This is a genomic window from Granulosicoccus sp. 3-233 (assembly GCF_052681095.1).
Genome location: NZ_JBQYLE010000001.1, coordinates 18,708 through 38,123 on the forward strand (window position 1 = coordinate 18,708; position 19,416 = coordinate 38,123).

Here is a 19,416-nt window from a genome sequence, read left to right on the forward strand (position 1 = left end):
CCAATGAGAACTTCCGGATGAGAAGCGTTTGCAGGAATCGCATGAATACCTTCAGGGTCTCTTTTATATCGCATCAATCATGAGCATGAAACGAGGTAGGGTACGGTCGCATTCGTTCATCTACGATGCGGCTTCTGTCAAGAGAGTTCTGGCAGTTGGCAAAGCTTTCACCTTCCCTGCCAAGCTTTTGGCGATAGTAGTAAACAGATAGCAGTACGGATAATGCAGAGAATCCCCAGCTGAATACAGAACCGTGAAATAGAGCATTGACCAGGGACAGCAGCAAAATCAGTATGAAAATATAGAGGCAGAACGTTGGTTCCAGGTAGCTGAACGTCCATTCGTTTCCTCGCCTTCCGGTCAGGAATCCGCGGTAGCTGGCATGCTCGGCCAACGCATATCGCAAACGCAGTACCATCATTTGCGAAAAGAACAGTACCAACAGTCCGTACAGGTAAAGACTGATTCCTATTATGCCCTTGGGCTTGATCTCTTTGCTGAGTTTCCATTGCTCGAAGGGATCAATTACCACTATTATGCCAAGGCATAGTGCGGTCGCCATGACGACGACAATTGAGATATCCTTCCACGTGTGATGCACCGAAGCGCATCGGTGTATGAACCACAACTCCTCTCGAATCTTTTCATCGGTAATGAGTTTTACGTCTTGGGCGATATCGCGAATTGCCCGGTGATGCACCAGAATCAGGATGGCAGTCATGGCAAAAACGACTGTGATCGTTATCAGGCATGAAAGCAGGGTGCTTGTCCACAGTCGGTAGCCTAGAAACCCGGCCGCGAAGCTGAAGGAAAGAGTCGAGAGGTAGAGAAACAGTGTCCCGACTCCAAATATGTTCAGGTCCCTCAGTAACCGCTGGCGAAGCGTCTTTTGCGAATGATGTAATGGGGGAGGGCTCGTCGGCTTCTCGTACAGGCTACGATTGACGATGGCTGAATATCTGACAAGATTGCGATGGCAAGTCAACGTCAGAGTACACATGAACAATGCCACTATCATCATTCCCATGGCCGCAAAGTCCAATGCATGACGTTGTAGCCACTCGGGTTCCCGGAACGAACTCGACTGAGATGCGAACAACAGCGCAAATGGCATAGCCAGGTGGGTGATAATCAACAGGTGACGACGCAGCTCGAATACATTGTCCAATTCATTGATGGCACTTAAACAACGACGCTGTTGTTTCAAGCTGCAGCTTGATTCGTCACATTTTTCTTTATTGTCTGTTGTCTGAGATTCCATTGCTGTAAATTGATCCATTCGATTCAAACAGGCGTTTGAAATTCTCGATCCATTAATGCAACAGAGAATCCTCCTATATGCTGTTGCAAGTGTCAATACTGGATTATTTAAAGCTGAATATCCCACCGGGAATGTCCATTGAACATCCTGCGAGGCGTTCGTGAAAGTCCAGGTTCGTCAGTGTTTGACTGAACCTGGAGCTGATTGACAGGGATGCTACGAGCGTGCATGGTACTCAATCAATATTCAAGGATCAGGTGCAAGGACGAGCGATACACTGAAGACCGATCTTGAATGCGGGCAATTCACCGAAGCGTTGATTGTCCTGTAATCGCTAGCCCACTTGGATGTCTTTCGAAGCGCCTGGTTTTGGTTGCAGTGCCAGCGAGTAGCGAAATGATCAGCATGACCAATGCATGGAAGTATTTCCAACCCTACGTTCGACATGAGTTGACTGGTATCTCTATAGAACAGAGAGCCCGTGCAGATCTGTGGAGAGCCTTGAATCTCCGACGGCTGGTTGTCATGGCCGGCTCGGGAGTATCCAGACCGTTTGGTTTGCCTAGTTGGGGCGAATTGGCTCCAATGTACGTTCGAGAAACACGGCGTGAACTGATTGAAGTACTCGGTACTGGAAAAGCAGGAATTGACGCAATCGAAAGCAAGCGAAATCTGTTGTTGCAGCTGTTGGAGGTCTGCGGCTCGCTTAACGGGAGCAATCGATCCGCGTTACTTCAATCAGAAGGAAGAATGGAGAACGTCAAGTCACTGATAGAACTATTGCATTTGCCCCTTGATCGGGCAGGCAAATTGTCCGACGCTACTGGCGTTATCGAGCTCTGTGAGGATCTACTCTCAGGATTGCCAGAGGGCGATGAGAACGTCTTCGATCGATCCTGGCAGACACGAAAACGTATCGCCGGTCAGCTCAGAAAGAGTGAGATGGATCTTGTGCTGGACAGGTTGAAGTTGCTCCAGTTGAAACCAGACTCCGAACCAGCTGTATCCGGGCGGCAGTATCAACGAATTTCCGGTAATCAGCTTCCCACCAAACTCTTACTCAATTATGCCGAGGAGCTGATGCAGGCTATCAAGGCGGAGAATGATGAACCTAATTTCCATTCTTTGTCCAGTAAATTTCTGGAGAAAGAGGGTGATATCTATCTGAAAATTCTGAAGGCCATGATCGTGGATGGGTACCGGAGAGATGACTTGATCGTATTTCTGGAAGCCGCGGTCAAGGTTCGAAATATCAATCGTCATCTGGAGACGGTGCCTGGCGGTGAAGGGTCTTTATCGACAACTCAGCCCCCACGCCAAGCTGACAAGAATGCCGGTGTAGAGCCGTTCTTGCACCACGGTCCTTCTGTCCCACAGAACGGTTCGCCAGTATCCGGGAATCCTGTGCATGCGATATTGAGAACCCTGAAAGCATCCCGAATATTGACGCTCAACTACGACGTTCAATTTGAACGTGAGGTTCTTCGCCACGCTCTATTGCCGGATGGCTTTGAAGCGACGGCATTCAGGAATCTGTGCCGCGAGGCGCCTACCGATCGAGAAGATCCATTGCAGGTATCCATCGAATCCGGTCGTCGTAAAACGGCGCTGAGCTCAACATTGGATTCCGAAGGGGTTGGTCACCTTGTAAGTTTCGCTGCCTTCTCGAGTTCCTATGACACCCAGATTTTCCATCTGCACGGGCGTCTGGATGATCCTGACAACATGGTTGTGACACAAAAGGACTATCAGCGAGTCTATCTGGGAGATGTGGAATCCGAGAGAACATTTCTGGAGGCTCAGGAAGTCATGTTCGGTGGTAACGATATTCTATTCGTGGGTATCGGATTGACCGAAGACGATGTGCTGAGGCCATTACGAAGATTTGTCAGTCGAGGGAATTTACCTGACCAGGCAAGAAGAAGATTGTTTGCGCTACTCCCGAGGAATCACAAGGAGTCGAGCGACGAATCCGATGATGCACGTGAAGACACGCTCAAGTCCATTCGTCACGCGGTTCACTATGACATCTATACGATCTACTTTGGTGGTAGCGCTTATATGAAGACGATGTGTCTACTGGATAGATTGGAAAAACATCTGAACGATGCTGATGCCTTTGAGAATTCTACTCCGTCTCGAAACGCGGATTTCAGCAACAAATGGTTGCGTGATCTCGGTGTCGATGCAGGTAGAGACGCCGTCGATCAGTTGCTTGATGCGAATGAAATAGAGACACTGGAAAAGGTTGTCCAGTCACTCAGCAAAATCCTTGGCAAGTCTCCTGATGTAGATTCAACGGGCAACATCGAAGATACGCGTCTGGAATCGAAAGCAGCGTTCGTGTCGTTGATCGATGAGTTCCGTAACAGGTTGATGTCACGAGCATTGGTGATCGAACTCGAAGCGCTGAGCTTGGATACCGCTGTCTGGTGGAAACAGTGGCGTGAGTTGCCCGTCGAGCGAAAAGCCATCTACAGTGCCAGAAAGAATTCCGCTGGTGAAACAGGCAATGGTGAGTCGCCTGGCTCGGAAACACAGCTGGTCGTTCGTCATCAGCCGGAATATGTCAATCCAATCGTTGACGCTGAAGAAATCGAATGGTCGATGATCAAGGACATAAAGGATAAGGTAGCGAATGCCAACAAGAACAGACATTATTCCGGAATTGAATTAAAGGGAAATCAGCGAATACTGCGTCTGCACATACCTCGGGGCGGCGGTAAAGGCTCTTTGGTGCATTTGATGTCCATTCGCACACAACGCTCGCAACTGTTCGCCTCCGGTCCGCCTGTCGCGTCAACTAGTAGCGAGGACTACCCCGCATTCATTGCGCACCTGTCTTTCTCGATGGAATTCAACTCGGTGTTGCGTGCATTGTCGAGATTCCTCGCTCAGCAGATCGTCAATTTGCAGACGCAAGGCATACGCAATTTGATCAAGTCAACTGAAGACATCAACGAGTTTCTCAAGCAACACGACGAGGCACCGAAAGAAGACGAAAAATCGAATGACGATCTGAGTAAAGCGCTTCGAGCCGTGTTGGAGTTGTATCGCACTCTGAGAAATGAACCCGTTGGTGATCCTGTAACAATACCCAGTCGGAAGGATTGTTTTCTGCTGGCGTTAGAGTTGTATTGCAAGTCCAGGAAGGAAGAGCCTGCAATGGCCTTGTTGCCGGAAACGTCCAGACGTCGCGATTACAAACCGTCGAACGGTCACGAAATACCCGCTATGGAAGGTCCTAATCCGAGGCCGCATCGCCTGGACATTCTGGCGGGCTTGCTTGGTCAGTATCAAAGTCTTGCCCAACCTGGTGAAAGACTGTTCGTTTGTCTGAGTGGCCTGGACAGAATCTGTGATGTAGATGGAGACGCCTTCAATCCGATGCACCGAGCCTTTTTCAGGTTGATGACTGGTGATCATCGTACCTCTTTGCAATCGCCCAGGCCGCCAATTGATCTGGTGTTGATTTCTGGGAGAGAAGATGCGCCAATTGCCTATCTAAGCGAAAGACTGGCGTCAAAGAAAAGGAAATCCCTGAAAACAGGCGATTACAAATATTACGGACGTCGATCCAAAACGGGTAGCTGGTTCAGGAAATGGTTACAGCCGGCTCCTTTCAGCCTGTTTGATCGCTTTTTTCTGACACCATTTGCAAGAAAACTGGGTTCTCGAAAGACGTTCGTCGCGCTGGTCTCCAATTTCGGGAGCGTCGAGCAGTCATTTGCTGTTGAGCATCCGCTTCGGCTATGCGCGGCACTACTTGCTGCGGAGTTGCTGCAAACCAGCCAGCACATGGCAATACGCCCGCCTGGTGATCCTTCGATACGTCGAGCCTTGTTGACCACGATGCAACACAACGCCTGGCTCAATGTGATGATCATTTCGCAATGGCTGAATGATTGTGAAGGTTGTATCGCCGCACGAGATAAACGGTCGAACGTGGAGCTGCTGGAAACGCGTAAGAGATCATTATATATGTATCTGGATGAGTTGGATGGCGCCGCAGCTGCACGAGGACATGTTGGTGTGCTTGCTGTAGTCCTCAAACGGTATAAGGCGCTTGATACGGGTATCGGTACGGATAGCGATGATTCCCCCCAAAATTGTAAACGGCTGTCACCGCATCTATTCGATGGCATCATGCGTCATCTCTCATTGTTTTCGGTGCCGATAGAAATCGGAGTACTCCATGGCTGTCCGGAGGTTGCGAAGTTGCTATACGGTGCCATTGCCGATGAGCACGAGCAGTCAGTATCTGCATCGCAAGTAGTGCGCACGAAAGCACTGGAGTTGCTGGAACATCATTTGAAAGTCCTGACCGAACGTGATCTGGTCATACCGGTCGCCCCAAGCTCGTTTGGTCAGACCAGTAGCGACAGGGTGTTCCAGACTTTGAACAGGCGATATTCATTGCATTCACGCCTGAGGGAATACCTTAGTGAACAGATGCAACTGTCTCTGCTGGATCATGGCGAAAGTAACCATCATCAGCTTTCGATCTACTGCGATCAGCCCAAAGACCTACCAACGCCTTCGATTCAACACTACGGCATGGTCAGTCGAATTCTTGATGAACACATTGAGGAAGTAGCGGGGATTCTGCGCGTCTTCTACTACCTGAAGGAATGTGACTTCAGGCAAAGTGAGCAAGATGGTGACTGTGCAAGCAGTCCCGAGGATGCCTTGAGGCGGAAACGATATCTGGAGGAGGCTGCCACTCTGATTTTCGCTGGTGAGGGGAGAGCCTGCGTACTGGGTACGTCCTTGGGTCGAATACAGGCAATGCCGCAGATACTGAGGGGTAGCTACAGTCTGCTGCGCGGGGCATTTTCCGTCGGTGCGATTTCAAGGCTTGATACGCTATACGTAGATGACGACAACAAGAAACCATACGAAACATATCGTGGATGGTTGCGCTCTCTGATGAACCTCGCTGTCGGTCTGCAGCAGAATCAGGAGGAGATCAAAGGTATTCTTGAGGAGTGGTTTCTGCCTTCGGAAACCGCGGAAAATGGCGTGATGGCGGAGCAGAAGCAGAAGGAAACCCTTTTGCAAGAGCTGAAAAAGCGCCCACGATTCGCACCTCAGTCTAACGAACAATTTGATGATGAGACCGAAATTCGCGTTGAACGGTTTATCAGGTGTGGCAAGGAAATCAGCGAAAAAGCACGTGCGCTGGGTATCGAGTTCCGTCAGCATGTCTATGATGGAGCTGCAAATGGTACTGATGATAAAAAAGATGGTATTCGAGTTCGACATCCATTCTATCGCGATGAAATCGCCTGGCTGTACAACGAACGTGGCCTGACATCTCTTATCCAGGGACGAGTGTTTGATGCGTTACCGATGTTTGATCAGGCACGTCTGGTTGTAGCACACGCGCAGACACCTGACGATGATCCATATGCCCATCACGCTACTGAGCGTAGAATTGTCTTGAACAAATCAATCGCCTTGATTGATCGAGGTGAGATTGGCAATGCGAGGAGTGAACTCGAATGGCTTCGGGCGTCATCGGAGGATATCAAAGGCTCGACTCCAGAACCCTTGCTGACATTCGCTGTTGGCTATCTCGCGGTTTGCGATCACTTGAGCGGTAGTCTCGAGCGTGCGGAGTCAGGTTACAAGACGGCACTCAAGGTGGTGGTGGATAAGAGAATGCTCCGCATGGTAGCAATCATGAATCGCCATCTTTCCGATCTCTATAGAGCGCAACGGAAGTTGGACGAAGCTCTGCACTGTGCGCGTTTGGCGGTAAACGCGGCATCACAAGCAGAACAGAGAGATGTTCAACATTTATCGCTGGTCAGTGAGGCGCGAGTGCTCATAGACATGGGGGATGCAATTCCCGAAGCCAATAGTCGCATTCGTCGAGCGCTTTCATATGCCAATAGAATGGGCTTGTATCGACTACGTGTTGATGCTCAGCTCGCTCATTCTCAATTGATGCTTGATAATGGAGAATTCGGTCTGGCGGGAACTGCAGCGGCTCAGGCGGCTGCGCTTGCCACGAGGCATGGTTTGAAACTGCGTAAACTATCGGCACTGTGGCTATATGCCAGCACTCAGGTCAAGCGAGAGAATGAAACGCTTGCGGCTGAGATCCTTCTGGACATCAAGGCGGAGGCGGAAAGTATCGGCTACCAGACACATGCGGCGAAATCCTCCGACCTGTTGGCTCAGCTTGAGCCTTCCATCGGGCCAGTAGAGGAATTCCGCCGGCGTGGATGAATAGCGAGCCCGCCGCCGATTTTTCCCCTTCCGTGTTCGATCCGAGGTGGCATGACATCACGAACAATCCACGGGAGTTCAATCTTTCCGGTTCAGTCACATCAGACCACGCTATCAACCCACGCCCGCCCAACGCCGCTTCCCTTACCAGCTCAAGCGCCGTGAATCGTCCGGCTGGCTATAGGTACTGCCTTCGCCCAACTGAAATCCGCCCATGCTGCGATGGTCTTCATAGAGTCTGACGTTCTGTGCATCGGCTGCCACGAAGTAATTGTTGCCCCGATGCTCGACGCTGATGAAGTTGCCATCGGGAGACCACACGGGACGGGCGGAGCTGCCATCGCTGGGGGCAATGACACGACGCGGATTCTGTCCATCCTGGGAGATGACGAACAGCTGGCCGCCGGCGGAGAAAGCCACATCCCCGTTGACCGGACTCACGGCAGGCAGTGAAATGGCTTCTCCGAAGTCGAACAGATTCTGCAGCGGTGCAAAGTCTGCCGACGTCGCGCCATCCACTATGGACTTGTAAGCGCGGCCTTCATCGAACAACAGCAGATCGCCCTCGGCTGTCCAGGCTATCGCGTCGTAATCCAGATCTTCCCATCGGGCGACGAAGGCCATGGTTGCCAGGTTCAGCACGATGACACCCGTTCCGAAATCACCATCATCATGAACCCAGGCAATCAGGTCATTGTTCACCGGTGAAAAATGGAAAGCGGATTCCGGGGTGTAGTCGTAGCGGCCGGTGATCAGCGCCACATCCCTGACCATGTCGCCAGCGCTGTCATACACACGTAGCGAGTCGTCACCATAGTCGTAGACATAATACGCCGAGCGGGAATTGTCCGCTGCAACAGCGGTGTAGGAGGAGATTTCCAGCTCACTGTCCTCGATGGTGGTCAATGTGCGGGGCGTCGATGTGGCAAGCTCTACCGACACCAGTGATACCGTGCCATCATCGTTATCTGCCAGGAAGGCCATCGATCCGGGCAGGCCTCGATTGGGACGGCCATCGAGTGCAGGCAGGGAGCCGCTGGTGACCTCCGGCTGGGGGTAGGCCGGTGCCCACATCACCGGGGAGAGTGGATCTACGGTGACGGCACCCACGCGGCTGCCACTGCCCAGAGAGAGCAAGGGGCGCGCGCCATCAGCAGTGTACTGTGCGGGAGGCAGTGTTTGAGCGACCGCGTCGGCAGGCAGCACATAGGTGAGTGAGTCGCCGATGATCGGCAAGACATTGGCCATGTAGTTGTAGTCCACCCAGACGGCACCACCGCTGGTGAAGCCCTCGGTCAGCAGTATGGACTGACCATCCGGAGACCAGACCGGCATGTTCACTTGCGGATCGTCGTAATCACTGTCTGGATCGTCTTCTCGACTGCTGGTGGCAACCTGTCGCAGGTTCGTACCGTCCACGTCGACAGCCCACACGGTAGCGTCTCGATAGTGAACACCCGCCAGCCAAAGACTCGTTCGCGTGACCATCTCGAACAGGATCTGACTGCCATCCGGGCTGACATCGAGGCGGCTGGGATAGCCGGGTACATCACTCATGTCGACTACCGTTCTGTACCGGAAGCTGTTGCGTTCCACCTCCATGCCGATCTTCTGACCCACCGTGAATACAAGGCGGTTATCCGGCAGCCAGTCATAGGAGCCGACTGTATCCGATGCTCTGACTATTTCTTCGCCTTCTGGCGAGAAAATGGTCAGCGCTGCATCGGTGTCGTAACAGACGTGCGATTTGTCCCAGACGAGGGCCAGTGTCTGTCCGTCAGGTGAGAGCCTGACAGGACCGTAGACAGATTCGGACAGCTCGAATTCGTCGGTGACACGACCAGTGACGGAGTCACGGATGCTGATGCGGTCAAACCATTTGGCAAAATCCAGGCAACCGCCATCCGGCATGAATCTGGCGCTTTCGCGGTGTTCAACCAGGTATTGGCCATCGTGGCTGGGGTAGACCGCAGAGACCGGCAGGCGCACCATCTCCCCGGTTTCCAGGTCGATGTAGCGGGCGTCATCGGTCTCGAAGACGCGTCCTGTCACAGTGCCATTGAGTGATAGATTGGGGTATGGGTTTTCACCGGTAGCCGTGCTCTGTCCATCGTTGGCAGGCTGAATCGGGCCGCCGCTGCCACCGCCGCCACAGGCTGAAAGCAGTGACAACAACAGTAGAGGCGTAGGCAGCAGAAGCGTGATTGGTGCAATGCGCATGGTGTAGAAATCCTTGTCCAGAACCGGGTGTTCGCTGTCTGTCATTCGTCGCATCCTGACGAATACTGAGCTGGCAGGCTGAATGCTAAACTGCTTCCAGCATTCAGGCAATCGGCTTGAAGGTGTCGCACGCTTCTTGCGAGCCGATATCGTTTCTCTGCGAACGTGACCGACACTGATGTCATCGAACAGCTGGTGAATGTCTTTCGCGTCTTGCGCCAGGATTGGCTGGCCGATGATCCGACCTTGAACGCATCGGAGGAACGGTGAACATCCGTTGTCAGGATTCGCTTTGCCCCGATCTCGAAAAATACTCCATCAACGCCGCCTGATCCTCACCACCCAGACCAATACGGGTCAACAAGCGATGCACCTCGGCGCTCACGGCCGTCAGGGGCATGCTTGTATTGGTGGAGCGAGCCAGATCCTGTGCTCCGTTCAAGTCCTTCACCATGTTGTCGATTCGCCCGGTACGCCGATAATCGCGGGTGGCGAAGCGCGGCATGTATTCCTGCAGCAGGGCGCTGTCGGCTCGACCGCCCTTGAGGGCTTGCGGAATCTTCGCCACATCCACACCAGCGTCCTCGGCCAGTGCAGTGGCTTCGGCCACGCCCAGAAACTGGATGGCGCACAGCACCTGGTTGATCAGCTTGGTGGCCTGGCCTGAACCTGACGGGCCCATGTGTGTGAACTGGGCGGAGACGTCCTTCAGCAGGGTGTGAGCATCTTCCACGTCCTGCGCCTCGCCACCCGCCATCAGGGTCAGTTCGCCAATCAGCGCTTTGGGTGCGCCGCCGGATAGTGGACTGTCCACCCATCGCAGGCCGGCTTCGGTCGCCTTGGCAGCCAGTTGCCGCGTGGTCTCCGGATCGATAGAGGACATGTCGATGATCAGGGTGCCGGGCCTGGCTCCGCTGGCAACGCCGTCCTTGCCGAAAACGGCCAGTTCAACGATCTTCGCCGAATTCAGGCTGGTGATGACAAAGTCCGACTGCGCCGCTGCGTCGCTGGCCGTGGATGCCGCCTGAGCGCCTTTGGCGACCAGATCGGCAACTTTGTCTGCATCCAGATCGAACACGGTGAGCTGGTGCCCGGTCTCGCACAGGCGTGTGCCGATGGCGCCGCCCATGGCACCGGCACCGATCAAGGCTACATTGAGTCCCATGTGGTCTGTCTCCTGGTTGTGCCGCTTTTAATCAGAGTGAGGCGGTGATGCCGCCGTCCACATACAGCGTATGGCCGTTGACGAAGCTGGAGGCCTCGGAGGAGAGAAAGATTGCCGCGCCAACCAGTTCCTTCACCAATCCCCAGCGACCCGCCGGTGTGCGCTTGGCCAGCCAGGCGGAGAAATCCTCATCGCTGACAAGGGCGGCATTCAAGGGAGTATCGAAATAGCCCGGGGCAATGGCATTGCATTGCAGTCCGTGAGCGGCCCAGTCGGTGGCCATGCCCTTGGTCAGATTCACCACGGCTCCCTTGGTGGCGGTATAGGGAGCTATGGAAGGGCGGGCGAGTGAGCTTTGCACACTGGCGATATTGATGATCTTGCCCTGGCCGCGCGCGATCATGTGACGGGCACAGGCCTGACCGACGTGGAACACACTGGCGATATTGGTCTGCAGCAGTTTCTCGAAGGCGTCGGCCGGAAAGTCTTCCAGTGGCGTTCGGTGCTGCATGCCGGCATTGTTGATCAGGATGTCGATGGCGCCGGTAGCGGCTTCGAAGTCATCGACAGACTGGCGTACGGTGTCATGGTCCGTGGCATCGAATACCAGGGTGTCCACCGCATGACCTTCCTCACGCAAGGAAGCGGCGGCAGCTTCGAGCTTGGACTCGTCCCGACCGTTCAGCACCAGGGATGCACCGGCTTCAGCCAGACCGCGGGCCAGTGCGAAACCGATGCCTTGACTGGAGCCTGTCACGAGGGCGCGGCGACCCGAAAGGCTGAATAATTCCGTTCCTTGCGTCATTGAATTCTCTTCGTTGGGGGTTGGACAAACTGGGAAGAATTGAGTATGTTATCGTTAACATAAAATATCAAGGACTATGTCATTCCTCGACCTGACACGATTCGGTCGCCTGCTGCGCGCATGAGCATCCAAGTGCAGTCGGCGCGAGTCGAGTGCAGCACTGGCATGACCAGCCCAACGCTTCCTCTCTGCGCCGTCGCCCACTGTCACCAGCACACCCAATCATGAAAAGCATCGTCATCCACGCCCCCAAGGATCTGCGCATCGAAGAGCAGGACATTCCTCAGCCCGGTCCCGGTCAGGTGCTTGTGCGCTTGTCGGCAGGTGGCATCTGCGGGTCGGATCTGCATTACTACAATCACGGTGGCTTTGGTGCGGTACGTCTCAAAGAGCCGATGGTGCTCGGTCATGAAGTGGCCGGCCATATCGAATCCCTGGGTGAGGGTGTCGAGAGTCTGTCCACTGGTCAGCTCGTCGCGGTATCGCCGTCCCGGCCCTGCGGCAACTGTCGCTTCTGTGTAGAGGGTTTGCGCAATCAATGTCTGAACATGCGCTTCTACGGCTCGGCCATGCCTTTCCCGCATATCCAGGGGGCGTTCAGCGAGTACCTGGTGGCTGATGTCGAGCAGTGCGCTGACGCCACCGGACTGACGGCCGGGGAAGCGGCCATGGCAGAGCCTCTGGCGGTCTGCCTGCATGCCACCCGCCACGCTGGCGAGATGCTGGGCAAGCGAGTGCTGGTTACCGGCTGTGGGCCCATCGGCCTGTTGTGCATCCTGGCTGCCCGTCGCGCCGGCGCTGCCGAGATCGTTGCTACCGACCTGACGGACTTCACCCTGCAGATGGCCGCCAGCAACGGTGCCGATCGTGTCATCAACATGGGCACGTCGGCCGATGATCTGAAGGCCTACGAAGCGGACAAGGGCTACTTCGACGTGCTGTTCGAATGCACCGGTGCCGCCCCGGCGCTGGCAGGCGGCATCAATGCCATGCGTCCACGTGGGGTCATCGTGCAACTGGGGCTGGGTGGCGACATGCAGGTGCCGGTACAGACCATGACGGCCAAGGAGCTGCAGTTCCGAGGCTCCTTCCGCTTTCACGAAGAGTTCTTCATGGGGGTGGAGTTGATGCGCAAGGGTTTGATCGATGTCAAACCGCTGATCACGCAGACCGTGCCGTTGGCAGAGGCCGAGTCCGGTTTCGAACTTGCCTCCGATCGAAGCTGCGCCATGAAGACGCAGATCGATTTCCGGGCGGTGTCGTAACTCTCGGCGAAGACCGCTGCTGGGGTACTCGATCACTGGATGGGCGCCGACTGCCTGTTTTATGTCTCGGCTGTGTCGGCCTTCGGCGTCCCGAGACATCTGGGGCCGGACCTGCAGCATCGCGGAAATGCCGTACCAAAGCGGGGTAGTGGCGTGGTCCAACCTTCCGTGGGTGTCCGCTTCCGACAGGGGAAGCGGAACTGACGATAGCGACCTAAACCGACAGCACCTGATTTGCCTTGAACACGGTGTGAAAGACTTCGCCGTCGAACATGGCAATCAGTGCTTGAGACTTCTCCCGACTTTCGAAACGCTCCGGTGAGGCCAGGGCTTTCTCGATGGCTTCGCGGGATTCGAAGCGGATGGAAATGACCAGCTCCAGCGGAATGTCCGGGTTGTCACTCTCCACTTCACGCAGCACGCGAACTTCCTGCGCCCCGGGAAACGCGGCCCAGGTAGGGACCAGCACCGAGTCGATGTAGTCATCGAACTCTTGCTGTCGTCCTTCCTTTGCCTTGCCTTTGAAAAATGCGCATCGTATGAACATGGCTTGCTGTTTCTGGTTGAGTGCTGGGCGAGAGTAGCGCAATCAGCCGTACAGGTGTCAGTGCCGGAGAAGCGTCTGTACTGTCAGTGCCGGGAAAGCGTCCGTACTGTCAGCGCTCGCTGCGATCGTTTGCTACTTCGAAATCGTCTTTCGTCTTTCGCCCGTCGTCTGCTGACCAAGCGTACCGCGCCGCTGGCCCAGTTGCTCGACCATCAGATCGATGAAGTGCCGGACCCGCGGTTCAAGCAGGCGCTTGTGCGGATAGAGCACCAGGATGGGGATGTGTTCGCCACGCACTTGCGGTAATACACGCTCCAGGCGACCTGCGGTGATGTCCTCTTCAACGAGAAGCCTTGGTAGCATGACGATCCCGAACTCTGCCAGCGCGGCCTCCCGCAAAGCCTCGGCGCTGTCCATTCTCAGGCGCACACGTCCCCGGGCACTGAGCGGAATATCGTGCTCGTCAGTGAGGCTCCAGCCTTGTCGCTCGCCGCCACTGGAAAACTGGATCAGGTCGTGCGAGTCGAGTTGCTCTACCGATGCAGGGCGCGCACGATGCTGGAAATAGGCCGGTGCAGCGCATAGCCATGGCTCCTCAGTGAGTACAGTGCGCGCGACCAGACCGTTGTCAGGTGTACTCATGCCAACACGAATGGCCAAGTCGAATCCATCCTCCACCAGGCGACTCATGTTGTCGGAGAAACTCATCTCGATTCTGACCTCCGGCCATTTGATCAGATACTGCTGGACGATCGGCAGAAAGAGCTTGCGTCCCAGAGCGTCGGGTGCCGCAATCCGAAGCATGCCACTCGGCGCACCGGGTTCACCCTTGATGCTGGCGTCTGCCGCTTCAATGGCCGAGCGAATCGTTTGCCCGTGTTCGTACAGCTTGCGCCCTTCCTCCGTCAGATTGAGCGTGCGAGTGGTTCGATTCAGCAACCTGACGCCGTAGCTGTCCTCGAGCCGAGTGATGGATTTGCCAGCGGTCGAGCGCGACAGGCCAAAGGCCTTGCCAGCTGCCACGAAATTGCCGGCCTCCACCACGGCCAGAAATACCAGAATATCGTTCACTTTCGAGCCGGCCATACTGTCGTCCCTTTGTAGACTCAGTATCGATACTGAGGCGAATTCTGTTCGTCATTGCGGGGACATATAGTACGGCTATCACCGAAAAAGGAAAGGAGCACGACATGTCAGCAACTCCAGCTCGCCTGAACCCGACCACCATGCCGGATGCCGGTACGGTGGGCTATTCACAGATTTCCATCGCTGATGCCAATCGCCTGGCATTCGTTTCAGGTCAGGTTGCCTGGCCCGCCGATGGCAGTGCAGTGCCGGATACCCTGAATGGGCAGATGTCAGTGGTCCTGGAAAACCTGCAGTCGGCGCTGAGTGCGATAGATGCTGCCCCCTGCAATATCGCGCAGATGCGTATCTACATGGTGGACCTGACGTCGCAGTCTCTGGACGTGGCCATGCCGATGATAGCTGCCTTTCTCGACGGTACCCAGCCAAGCCTGACCGGGGTGGGTGTCGCCGCTCTTGCTGCGCCGGAACTGCTGGTTGAAATCGAGATGGTGGTGCAAATGCCAGGCTGAGTCTGGCGCTTGGGAGTGTCGGCAGTGGTCGTTGGCACGGCACGGCATGGCACGGCACGGCACGGCACGGCACGGCACGGCACGGCATGGTATGGCATGGCACCACATGCAAGCAATTTCCCGATGAAGCAGATTTCTTCCTGACATTCGATACTGCAACTCAGTGCACATGGACGCAGGAATTGCCCATGGCAATGGCGTCGCCTTTCGGCCACTACACCATCATAATGCTACTCCGGCTCTGACGAATACCACCTCCGATTCGTCAAGGCGTTCAGCGGGAGCTTGACCTGGCCTGTGCGTATCTGGAATCATCGCGTATCAGCGTGACTTCCTGAGAGCATGAGGAAGTCAGTCCTCTGTGTTTTCAGCGATCCGGCTGGTATTCAGATCGAACTGTACGTACGATCGGGAACACCGAGTCCTGATTTTGCAGCCCCGTATCCATCATCGCCATAAGGAAATTGCATGTCGAGCCATTACCGAAAGCACCTCATCCGCCGTTCAGGCTCTGGCAGCTTGCTGCGATTCTCCGTCAGTGTCTGCCTGTTGCTGCTGGCCTCTCTGGCTCACGCGCAATCGCAGGATACCGAGGCGCCGGTTCTGTTGCTTGAATCGCCATCGGGGGACAACGCCACTCTCCAGCGGGATTTCACGTTCTCGGGGTCGGTCACCGATACTGGCGGCTCGGGCGTGCGAGACGTCAGATACCTGTTGAAGGATCTGAGCACCGGTGAATTCATCAGCCCCACCGGGGCCGTGGAGTCTCCGCGCGTTCTGCGCACGGCAGAGCTGTCACTGGACAATCAGGATGCGGGCGTCTGGTCGTCGGATCCAATGACATTGCCGGAGGGCCAATATCGTTTTTACGCACGTGTGCGTGATATCGCCGGCAATTCGCTTGTCTGGGCCGTGCGGACCACATTCTCGGTGGTAGACGACGTTGTGGTCGACGAAACGCCTCCCGCCTTGTCTCTGCTTCAGCCAGCGGCAGGTGTCGAAGTCTTGTCGGACAGTGGCCAGGTATTCAGTGGTCTGGCTGACGACGGCAACGGCTCGGGTGTGGCGCAGGTCTTTTATGTCATCAAGGATCTGTCCGTATCCGCCTATGTGGATGACAACGGCAATGTCGAATCCGAGCGCGTCCTGCGCGACGCCAATCTGACTTCGTATGCAGATGGTCGTGCCGATTGGTCGGTCTCCCTGAACCTTCCCGCCGGGAGCTACCGTTTCTACGCCAGCGCCGTGGACCAGCAGAACAACCGAAACTGGTGGGCCGTTCGACGTGATTTCGAGGTTTCGGAGTCCACGCCTCCTCCGGGGGGCTCGGTGTTCGTGCCGCACCCCAGCGATATCACGGACCCGGCCGCGTTCTACCAGCAGGACGGCTATGAGACAGTCAGCGTGCTGCGAATGGATGTAGCGACCCGTACCACGCCGGGTGTCTGTACCCCCGACGACGATAGCGGCTGCACACTGGATGATGTGTTGGCCGATATCGACGGAGATGACGATTTCACCGTGGATATTCCGGTCAAGTTCATAGCCGAGGACTTTCCCGATGACGGGCTTTTCAGCAATGCCGGACTGCGACAGCGTGGTGCCTCGTCACGCGCGGCCCCACAGAAGTCCTTCCGGGTACGTCTGACGGGTGATACGGAGCTGTGGCGCAATGAGGAGCGGGTGCAATTGAACAAGCACCCCTACGACCAGAGCCGCATATTGAACAAGCTGAGCTTCGACCTGATGTCCACGATCCCGCATCTGCCCAGCCTGCGCACCCAGTTCGTCAATCTCTGGATCGATGACGGGGCTGGCCCGATCGACCAGGGACTGTACACGCATGTGGAGGCTGTGAAGAAAGAGTATCTGATCAATCGCGGCCGTAACCGGGATGACAACATCTACAAGGCAAATTTCTTCCTGTTCTCCTCGTCCGACCTGGGCGAGATGGCGGTGGATGCCAATGGAGAACCGGTGGACGAGGCACGCTTCAACAGCCGTCTGGAGATCGAGCGAGGTGATGATCACAGCAAGGTGGTGGAAATGCTGGCGGCGCTGCATGATCCTCAGCAGTCCTTCGAGTCGGTGCTGGATCGTTATTTCAATCGCAACAACGTTCTCACCTGGCTCACGGTCAATCTTCTGTTGGGGCAGCAGGATGCGGTGACGCAGAACTATTTTCTGTACAACCCGCTGGGCACAGAGAAATTCTATTTCCTGCCGTGGGATTACGATGGCTCGTTTCGTACCGAGCCGCAGCTTTCCCAGGGCTTCGACGCTGCCACCTTGCGCAACCGCCTCTACTGGGGTTATGCGCGCTACACGGACAACCTCTTCGTTTCCCGATACCTGCAGATGCCGGGCATGCACCAGACTCTGATGGCTGCCGCAGAAGAGCTGTATCAGGATTATCTGACGCCGGCTACCATACGCTCATTGACAGACGCCTACAGCCCCCTGGTGAGGCCCATCATCGGTAGTGAGCCTGATGTCAGCCAGATTGGCGGTATCCGTGGCGCTGAGAACATGGGTGTCTGGGATGCCAGGGTCGCCTCGTTACCGGGCATCGTGAACAGTAATCTGCAGCAGATCCGGCGTTCACCGAGCATGCCGCTGTCGCATTATCTGAAGAACCCGATCCAGGGTGGCGGCACGATCACGTTCTGGTGGAATCCGGCCTTCGAGGTGACCGGAACACCGATCACGTATGACTTGCAGGTAGCGTCCACACCGGACTTTTCCGCAAGCACGATCGTTGTCGATACCAGTGGAATAGCTGACAGCCCGGACAGGGTGGAATCCTCCATCAGTCAGAACGCCCTGCCGGGGGGCACCTGGTACTACCGGGTGCTGGCACGCACCTCAGACCCTGAGCTGTATCAGGTGGCCAATAACCGACTGAGCGAGGGTGGACAGCTGTACATCGGGGTGCGTCGCTTCAGCGTGCCGTGACCAACGGGAATAGCTCATAATTTCCCTGAGAGCGTACTGTTTGCTGAATCCATTAGACTGGAGCTGATCCGGTGGTTGCCACCGGAGTGCTCCCCGATGGTGCGGTCAAGATCGAAGCCCGCCCCCATTGGCTGTCAGGCATCATTCAAGTGAGGTTCCGTGTGCAACAGTTTACTCAGGAAGGGCGCAAAGCCGTAGCTGACATGGCCGCTCGCTATCAGCTCAGCCCGGAGACGGTCGAGCACATGCTGGTAGCCGTCAACAATGGCGCTGGCACCATGGCTCAGTTCAACTGCCCGGAGCTGGGTGGGTCGGGCCAGTGGATGCGTGGCGGCATGACCATGGTGGGAGACATGTTCAACAGCACTCTCAAGTCCACGGTCGACAGGCTATGCAACGACCTGAGCGAGCTGCTGACCCATACACAGGTCTTCACGGTCACATCGGCAGAGAAGGGTTCCTCGCATGCCCAGTGGTGGCCCGACGGCCTGGGAAGTCCGCTGAGCAGCGGCAGTCAGAACAACAGTCGCTACGCCGTATTTTCCGATCGATTGGCCGTGGATGTCGATGGCAAGGTGACCGTATACGACACGCGAGGTCATCGCATTGGTGGCGTCAGCCAACAGCAGGGTGGCAGCAACTCCCTGACATTCAGTAGTCAGTTGGGCACGATTTCAGTGGATGGTCTGCCGGTGGTCTCGGTGATGGCGGAAGCAGAAGGCGAAAATGCCGATTCCGATTCCGGACCGGAATCTGCTACGACCTCCTCGCAGACGCCTGCCACCCCGGAGACACGGCCGTCGACAAGTCAGAGTGCCGCCAAGATGCCAAGCCTGCAGGATCATCCAGCTGTACAGATCACGGGTCAGCAGGCCGCGAATGCCGAATCGGATAGAAGCCAGCAGGCAGCTTCCACGTCAGCCTCAGCCTCCGCTGCAGCTGACGTGGAAACACCGACTATCAGTGGCGGCGGCGGTGCGTCCACATCGTCACCGGCGGATCAAGGTGGCGCGCAAGCTGCCAATGGCGGAACCCATCCGGGGCCGGGCAGTGACATCCTGGCCCTGATTGAAAAACTGGCACAGTTGCACGGTGCCGGCATTCTCAACGATGAAGAATTCAGTGCCAAGAAGCGCGAGTTGTTAGCGAGGATCTGATGCCTGACGCGTGGCCGCCACCAGTTTCCTGACTCGCTCTGTCTCGACTTCGTTCCACCAGTCACCGTCGCGCTTCAGTGATGAGGCGACAGTCTTGCAAAACGCCGTTCCTGCAATGCCAGCAACAGAATCATCGAATACGCCGTCATTGCCTATCGGTCAGATCGCTACCGGTTCACACTGGAAATGAGCGCCAGTCGATAGAA

Annotated in this window: 11 protein-coding genes; 5 read left to right on the forward strand and 6 right to left on the reverse strand. The window is 55.8% G+C overall.

Going from position 1 to position 19,416, the window contains the following annotated elements; genetic code table 11:
- Nucleotides 1-73 precede the first annotated feature (73 nt).
- Entirely contained in the window at nt 74-1,279 is a 1,206-nt protein-coding gene (locus ACUNV4_RS00115) for a hypothetical protein (protein WP_430876446.1), read from the reverse strand.
- A 378-nt stretch (nt 1,280-1,657) separates the two neighbouring features.
- On the opposite strand from ACUNV4_RS00115, the gene ACUNV4_RS00120 reads away from it, so the two are divergent.
- Nucleotides 1,658-7,498: an SIR2 family protein gene (locus tag ACUNV4_RS00120; protein ID WP_430876447.1), complete on the forward strand. Its 5,841-nt coding sequence runs from the start codon at nt 1,658-1,660 to the stop codon at nt 7,496-7,498.
- Between the two features lie 144 nt (nt 7,499-7,642).
- On the opposite strand, the gene ACUNV4_RS00125 is transcribed toward ACUNV4_RS00120, so the two are convergent.
- The 3 genes from ACUNV4_RS00125 to ACUNV4_RS00135 all read right to left on the reverse strand — a co-directional run bounded on the left by ACUNV4_RS00125 (nt 7,643) and on the right by ACUNV4_RS00135 (nt 11,688).
- On the reverse strand, nt 7,643-9,763 hold the full coding sequence (locus ACUNV4_RS00125; protein WP_430876448.1) for a hypothetical protein: 2,121 nt from the start codon (nt 9,761-9,763) through the stop codon (nt 7,643-7,645).
- Nucleotides 9,764-9,998: 235 nt separating this feature from the next.
- Complete coding sequence (locus ACUNV4_RS00130) at nt 9,999-10,883, reverse strand: NAD(P)-dependent oxidoreductase (RefSeq protein ID WP_430876449.1); 885 nt, start codon at nt 10,881-10,883, stop codon at nt 9,999-10,001.
- Nucleotides 10,884-10,914: 31 nt separating this feature from the next.
- Complete coding sequence (locus ACUNV4_RS00135) at nt 10,915-11,688, reverse strand: SDR family oxidoreductase (RefSeq protein WP_430876450.1); 774 nt, start codon at nt 11,686-11,688, stop codon at nt 10,915-10,917.
- Between the two features lie 224 nt (nt 11,689-11,912).
- Here ACUNV4_RS00135 and ACUNV4_RS00140 point away from each other — a divergent pair, with 224 nt between their 5' ends.
- Nucleotides 11,913-12,953, forward strand: coding sequence for an L-idonate 5-dehydrogenase (locus tag ACUNV4_RS00140; RefSeq protein ID WP_430876451.1), 1,041 nt, complete (start codon nt 11,913-11,915; stop codon nt 12,951-12,953).
- A gap of 214 nt (nt 12,954-13,167) precedes the next feature.
- Here ACUNV4_RS00140 and ACUNV4_RS00145 read toward each other — a convergent pair whose 3' ends face one another.
- Both ACUNV4_RS00145 and ACUNV4_RS00150 read right to left on the reverse strand, forming a co-directional pair.
- Nucleotides 13,168-13,500, reverse strand: coding sequence for an antibiotic biosynthesis monooxygenase (locus ACUNV4_RS00145; protein ID WP_430876452.1), 333 nt, complete (start codon nt 13,498-13,500; stop codon nt 13,168-13,170).
- A gap of 132 nt (nt 13,501-13,632) precedes the next feature.
- Complete coding sequence (locus ACUNV4_RS00150; protein ID WP_430876453.1) at nt 13,633-14,586, reverse strand: LysR family transcriptional regulator; 954 nt, start codon at nt 14,584-14,586, stop codon at nt 13,633-13,635.
- Between the two features lie 104 nt (nt 14,587-14,690).
- On the opposite strand from ACUNV4_RS00150, the gene ACUNV4_RS00155 reads away from it, so the two are divergent.
- The 3 genes from ACUNV4_RS00155 to ACUNV4_RS00165 all read left to right on the forward strand — a co-directional run bounded on the left by ACUNV4_RS00155 (nt 14,691) and on the right by ACUNV4_RS00165 (nt 19,210).
- Entirely contained in the window at nt 14,691-15,098 is a 408-nt protein-coding gene (locus tag ACUNV4_RS00155) for a RidA family protein (protein ID WP_430876454.1), read from the forward strand.
- 468 nt (nt 15,099-15,566) lie between these two features.
- A complete protein-coding gene (locus tag ACUNV4_RS00160) occupies nt 15,567-18,053 on the forward strand; it encodes a CotH kinase family protein (protein ID WP_430876455.1) in 2,487 nt (828 codons plus the stop codon).
- 71 nt (nt 18,054-18,124) lie between these two features.
- Nucleotides 18,125-19,210, forward strand: a complete 1,086-nt coding sequence (locus ACUNV4_RS00165) for an SHOCT domain-containing protein (RefSeq protein ID WP_430876456.1) — start codon at nt 18,125-18,127, stop codon at nt 19,208-19,210.
- Nucleotides 19,211-19,416: the final 206 nt, after the last annotated feature.

Coding starts and splice junctions, on each gene's coding strand:
- ACUNV4_RS00115 (WP_430876446.1), bottom strand. CDS start 1,279: ATGGATCAATTTACAGCAATGGAATCTCAGACAACAGACAATAAAGAA.
- ACUNV4_RS00120 (WP_430876447.1), top strand. CDS start 1,658: ATGATCAGCATGACCAATGCATGGAAGTATTTCCAACCCTACGTTCGA.
- ACUNV4_RS00125 (WP_430876448.1), bottom strand. CDS start 9,763: ATGACAGACAGCGAACACCCGGTTCTGGACAAGGATTTCTACACCATG.
- ACUNV4_RS00130 (WP_430876449.1), bottom strand. CDS start 10,883: ATGGGACTCAATGTAGCCTTGATCGGTGCCGGTGCCATGGGCGGCGCC.
- ACUNV4_RS00135 (WP_430876450.1), bottom strand. CDS start 11,688: ATGACGCAAGGAACGGAATTATTCAGCCTTTCGGGTCGCCGCGCCCTC.
- ACUNV4_RS00140 (WP_430876451.1), top strand. CDS start 11,913: ATGAAAAGCATCGTCATCCACGCCCCCAAGGATCTGCGCATCGAAGAG.
- ACUNV4_RS00145 (WP_430876452.1), bottom strand. CDS start 13,500: ATGTTCATACGATGCGCATTTTTCAAAGGCAAGGCAAAGGAAGGACGA.
- ACUNV4_RS00150 (WP_430876453.1), bottom strand. CDS start 14,586: ATGGCCGGCTCGAAAGTGAACGATATTCTGGTATTTCTGGCCGTGGTG.
- ACUNV4_RS00155 (WP_430876454.1), top strand. CDS start 14,691: ATGTCAGCAACTCCAGCTCGCCTGAACCCGACCACCATGCCGGATGCC.
- ACUNV4_RS00160 (WP_430876455.1), top strand. CDS start 15,567: ATGTCGAGCCATTACCGAAAGCACCTCATCCGCCGTTCAGGCTCTGGC.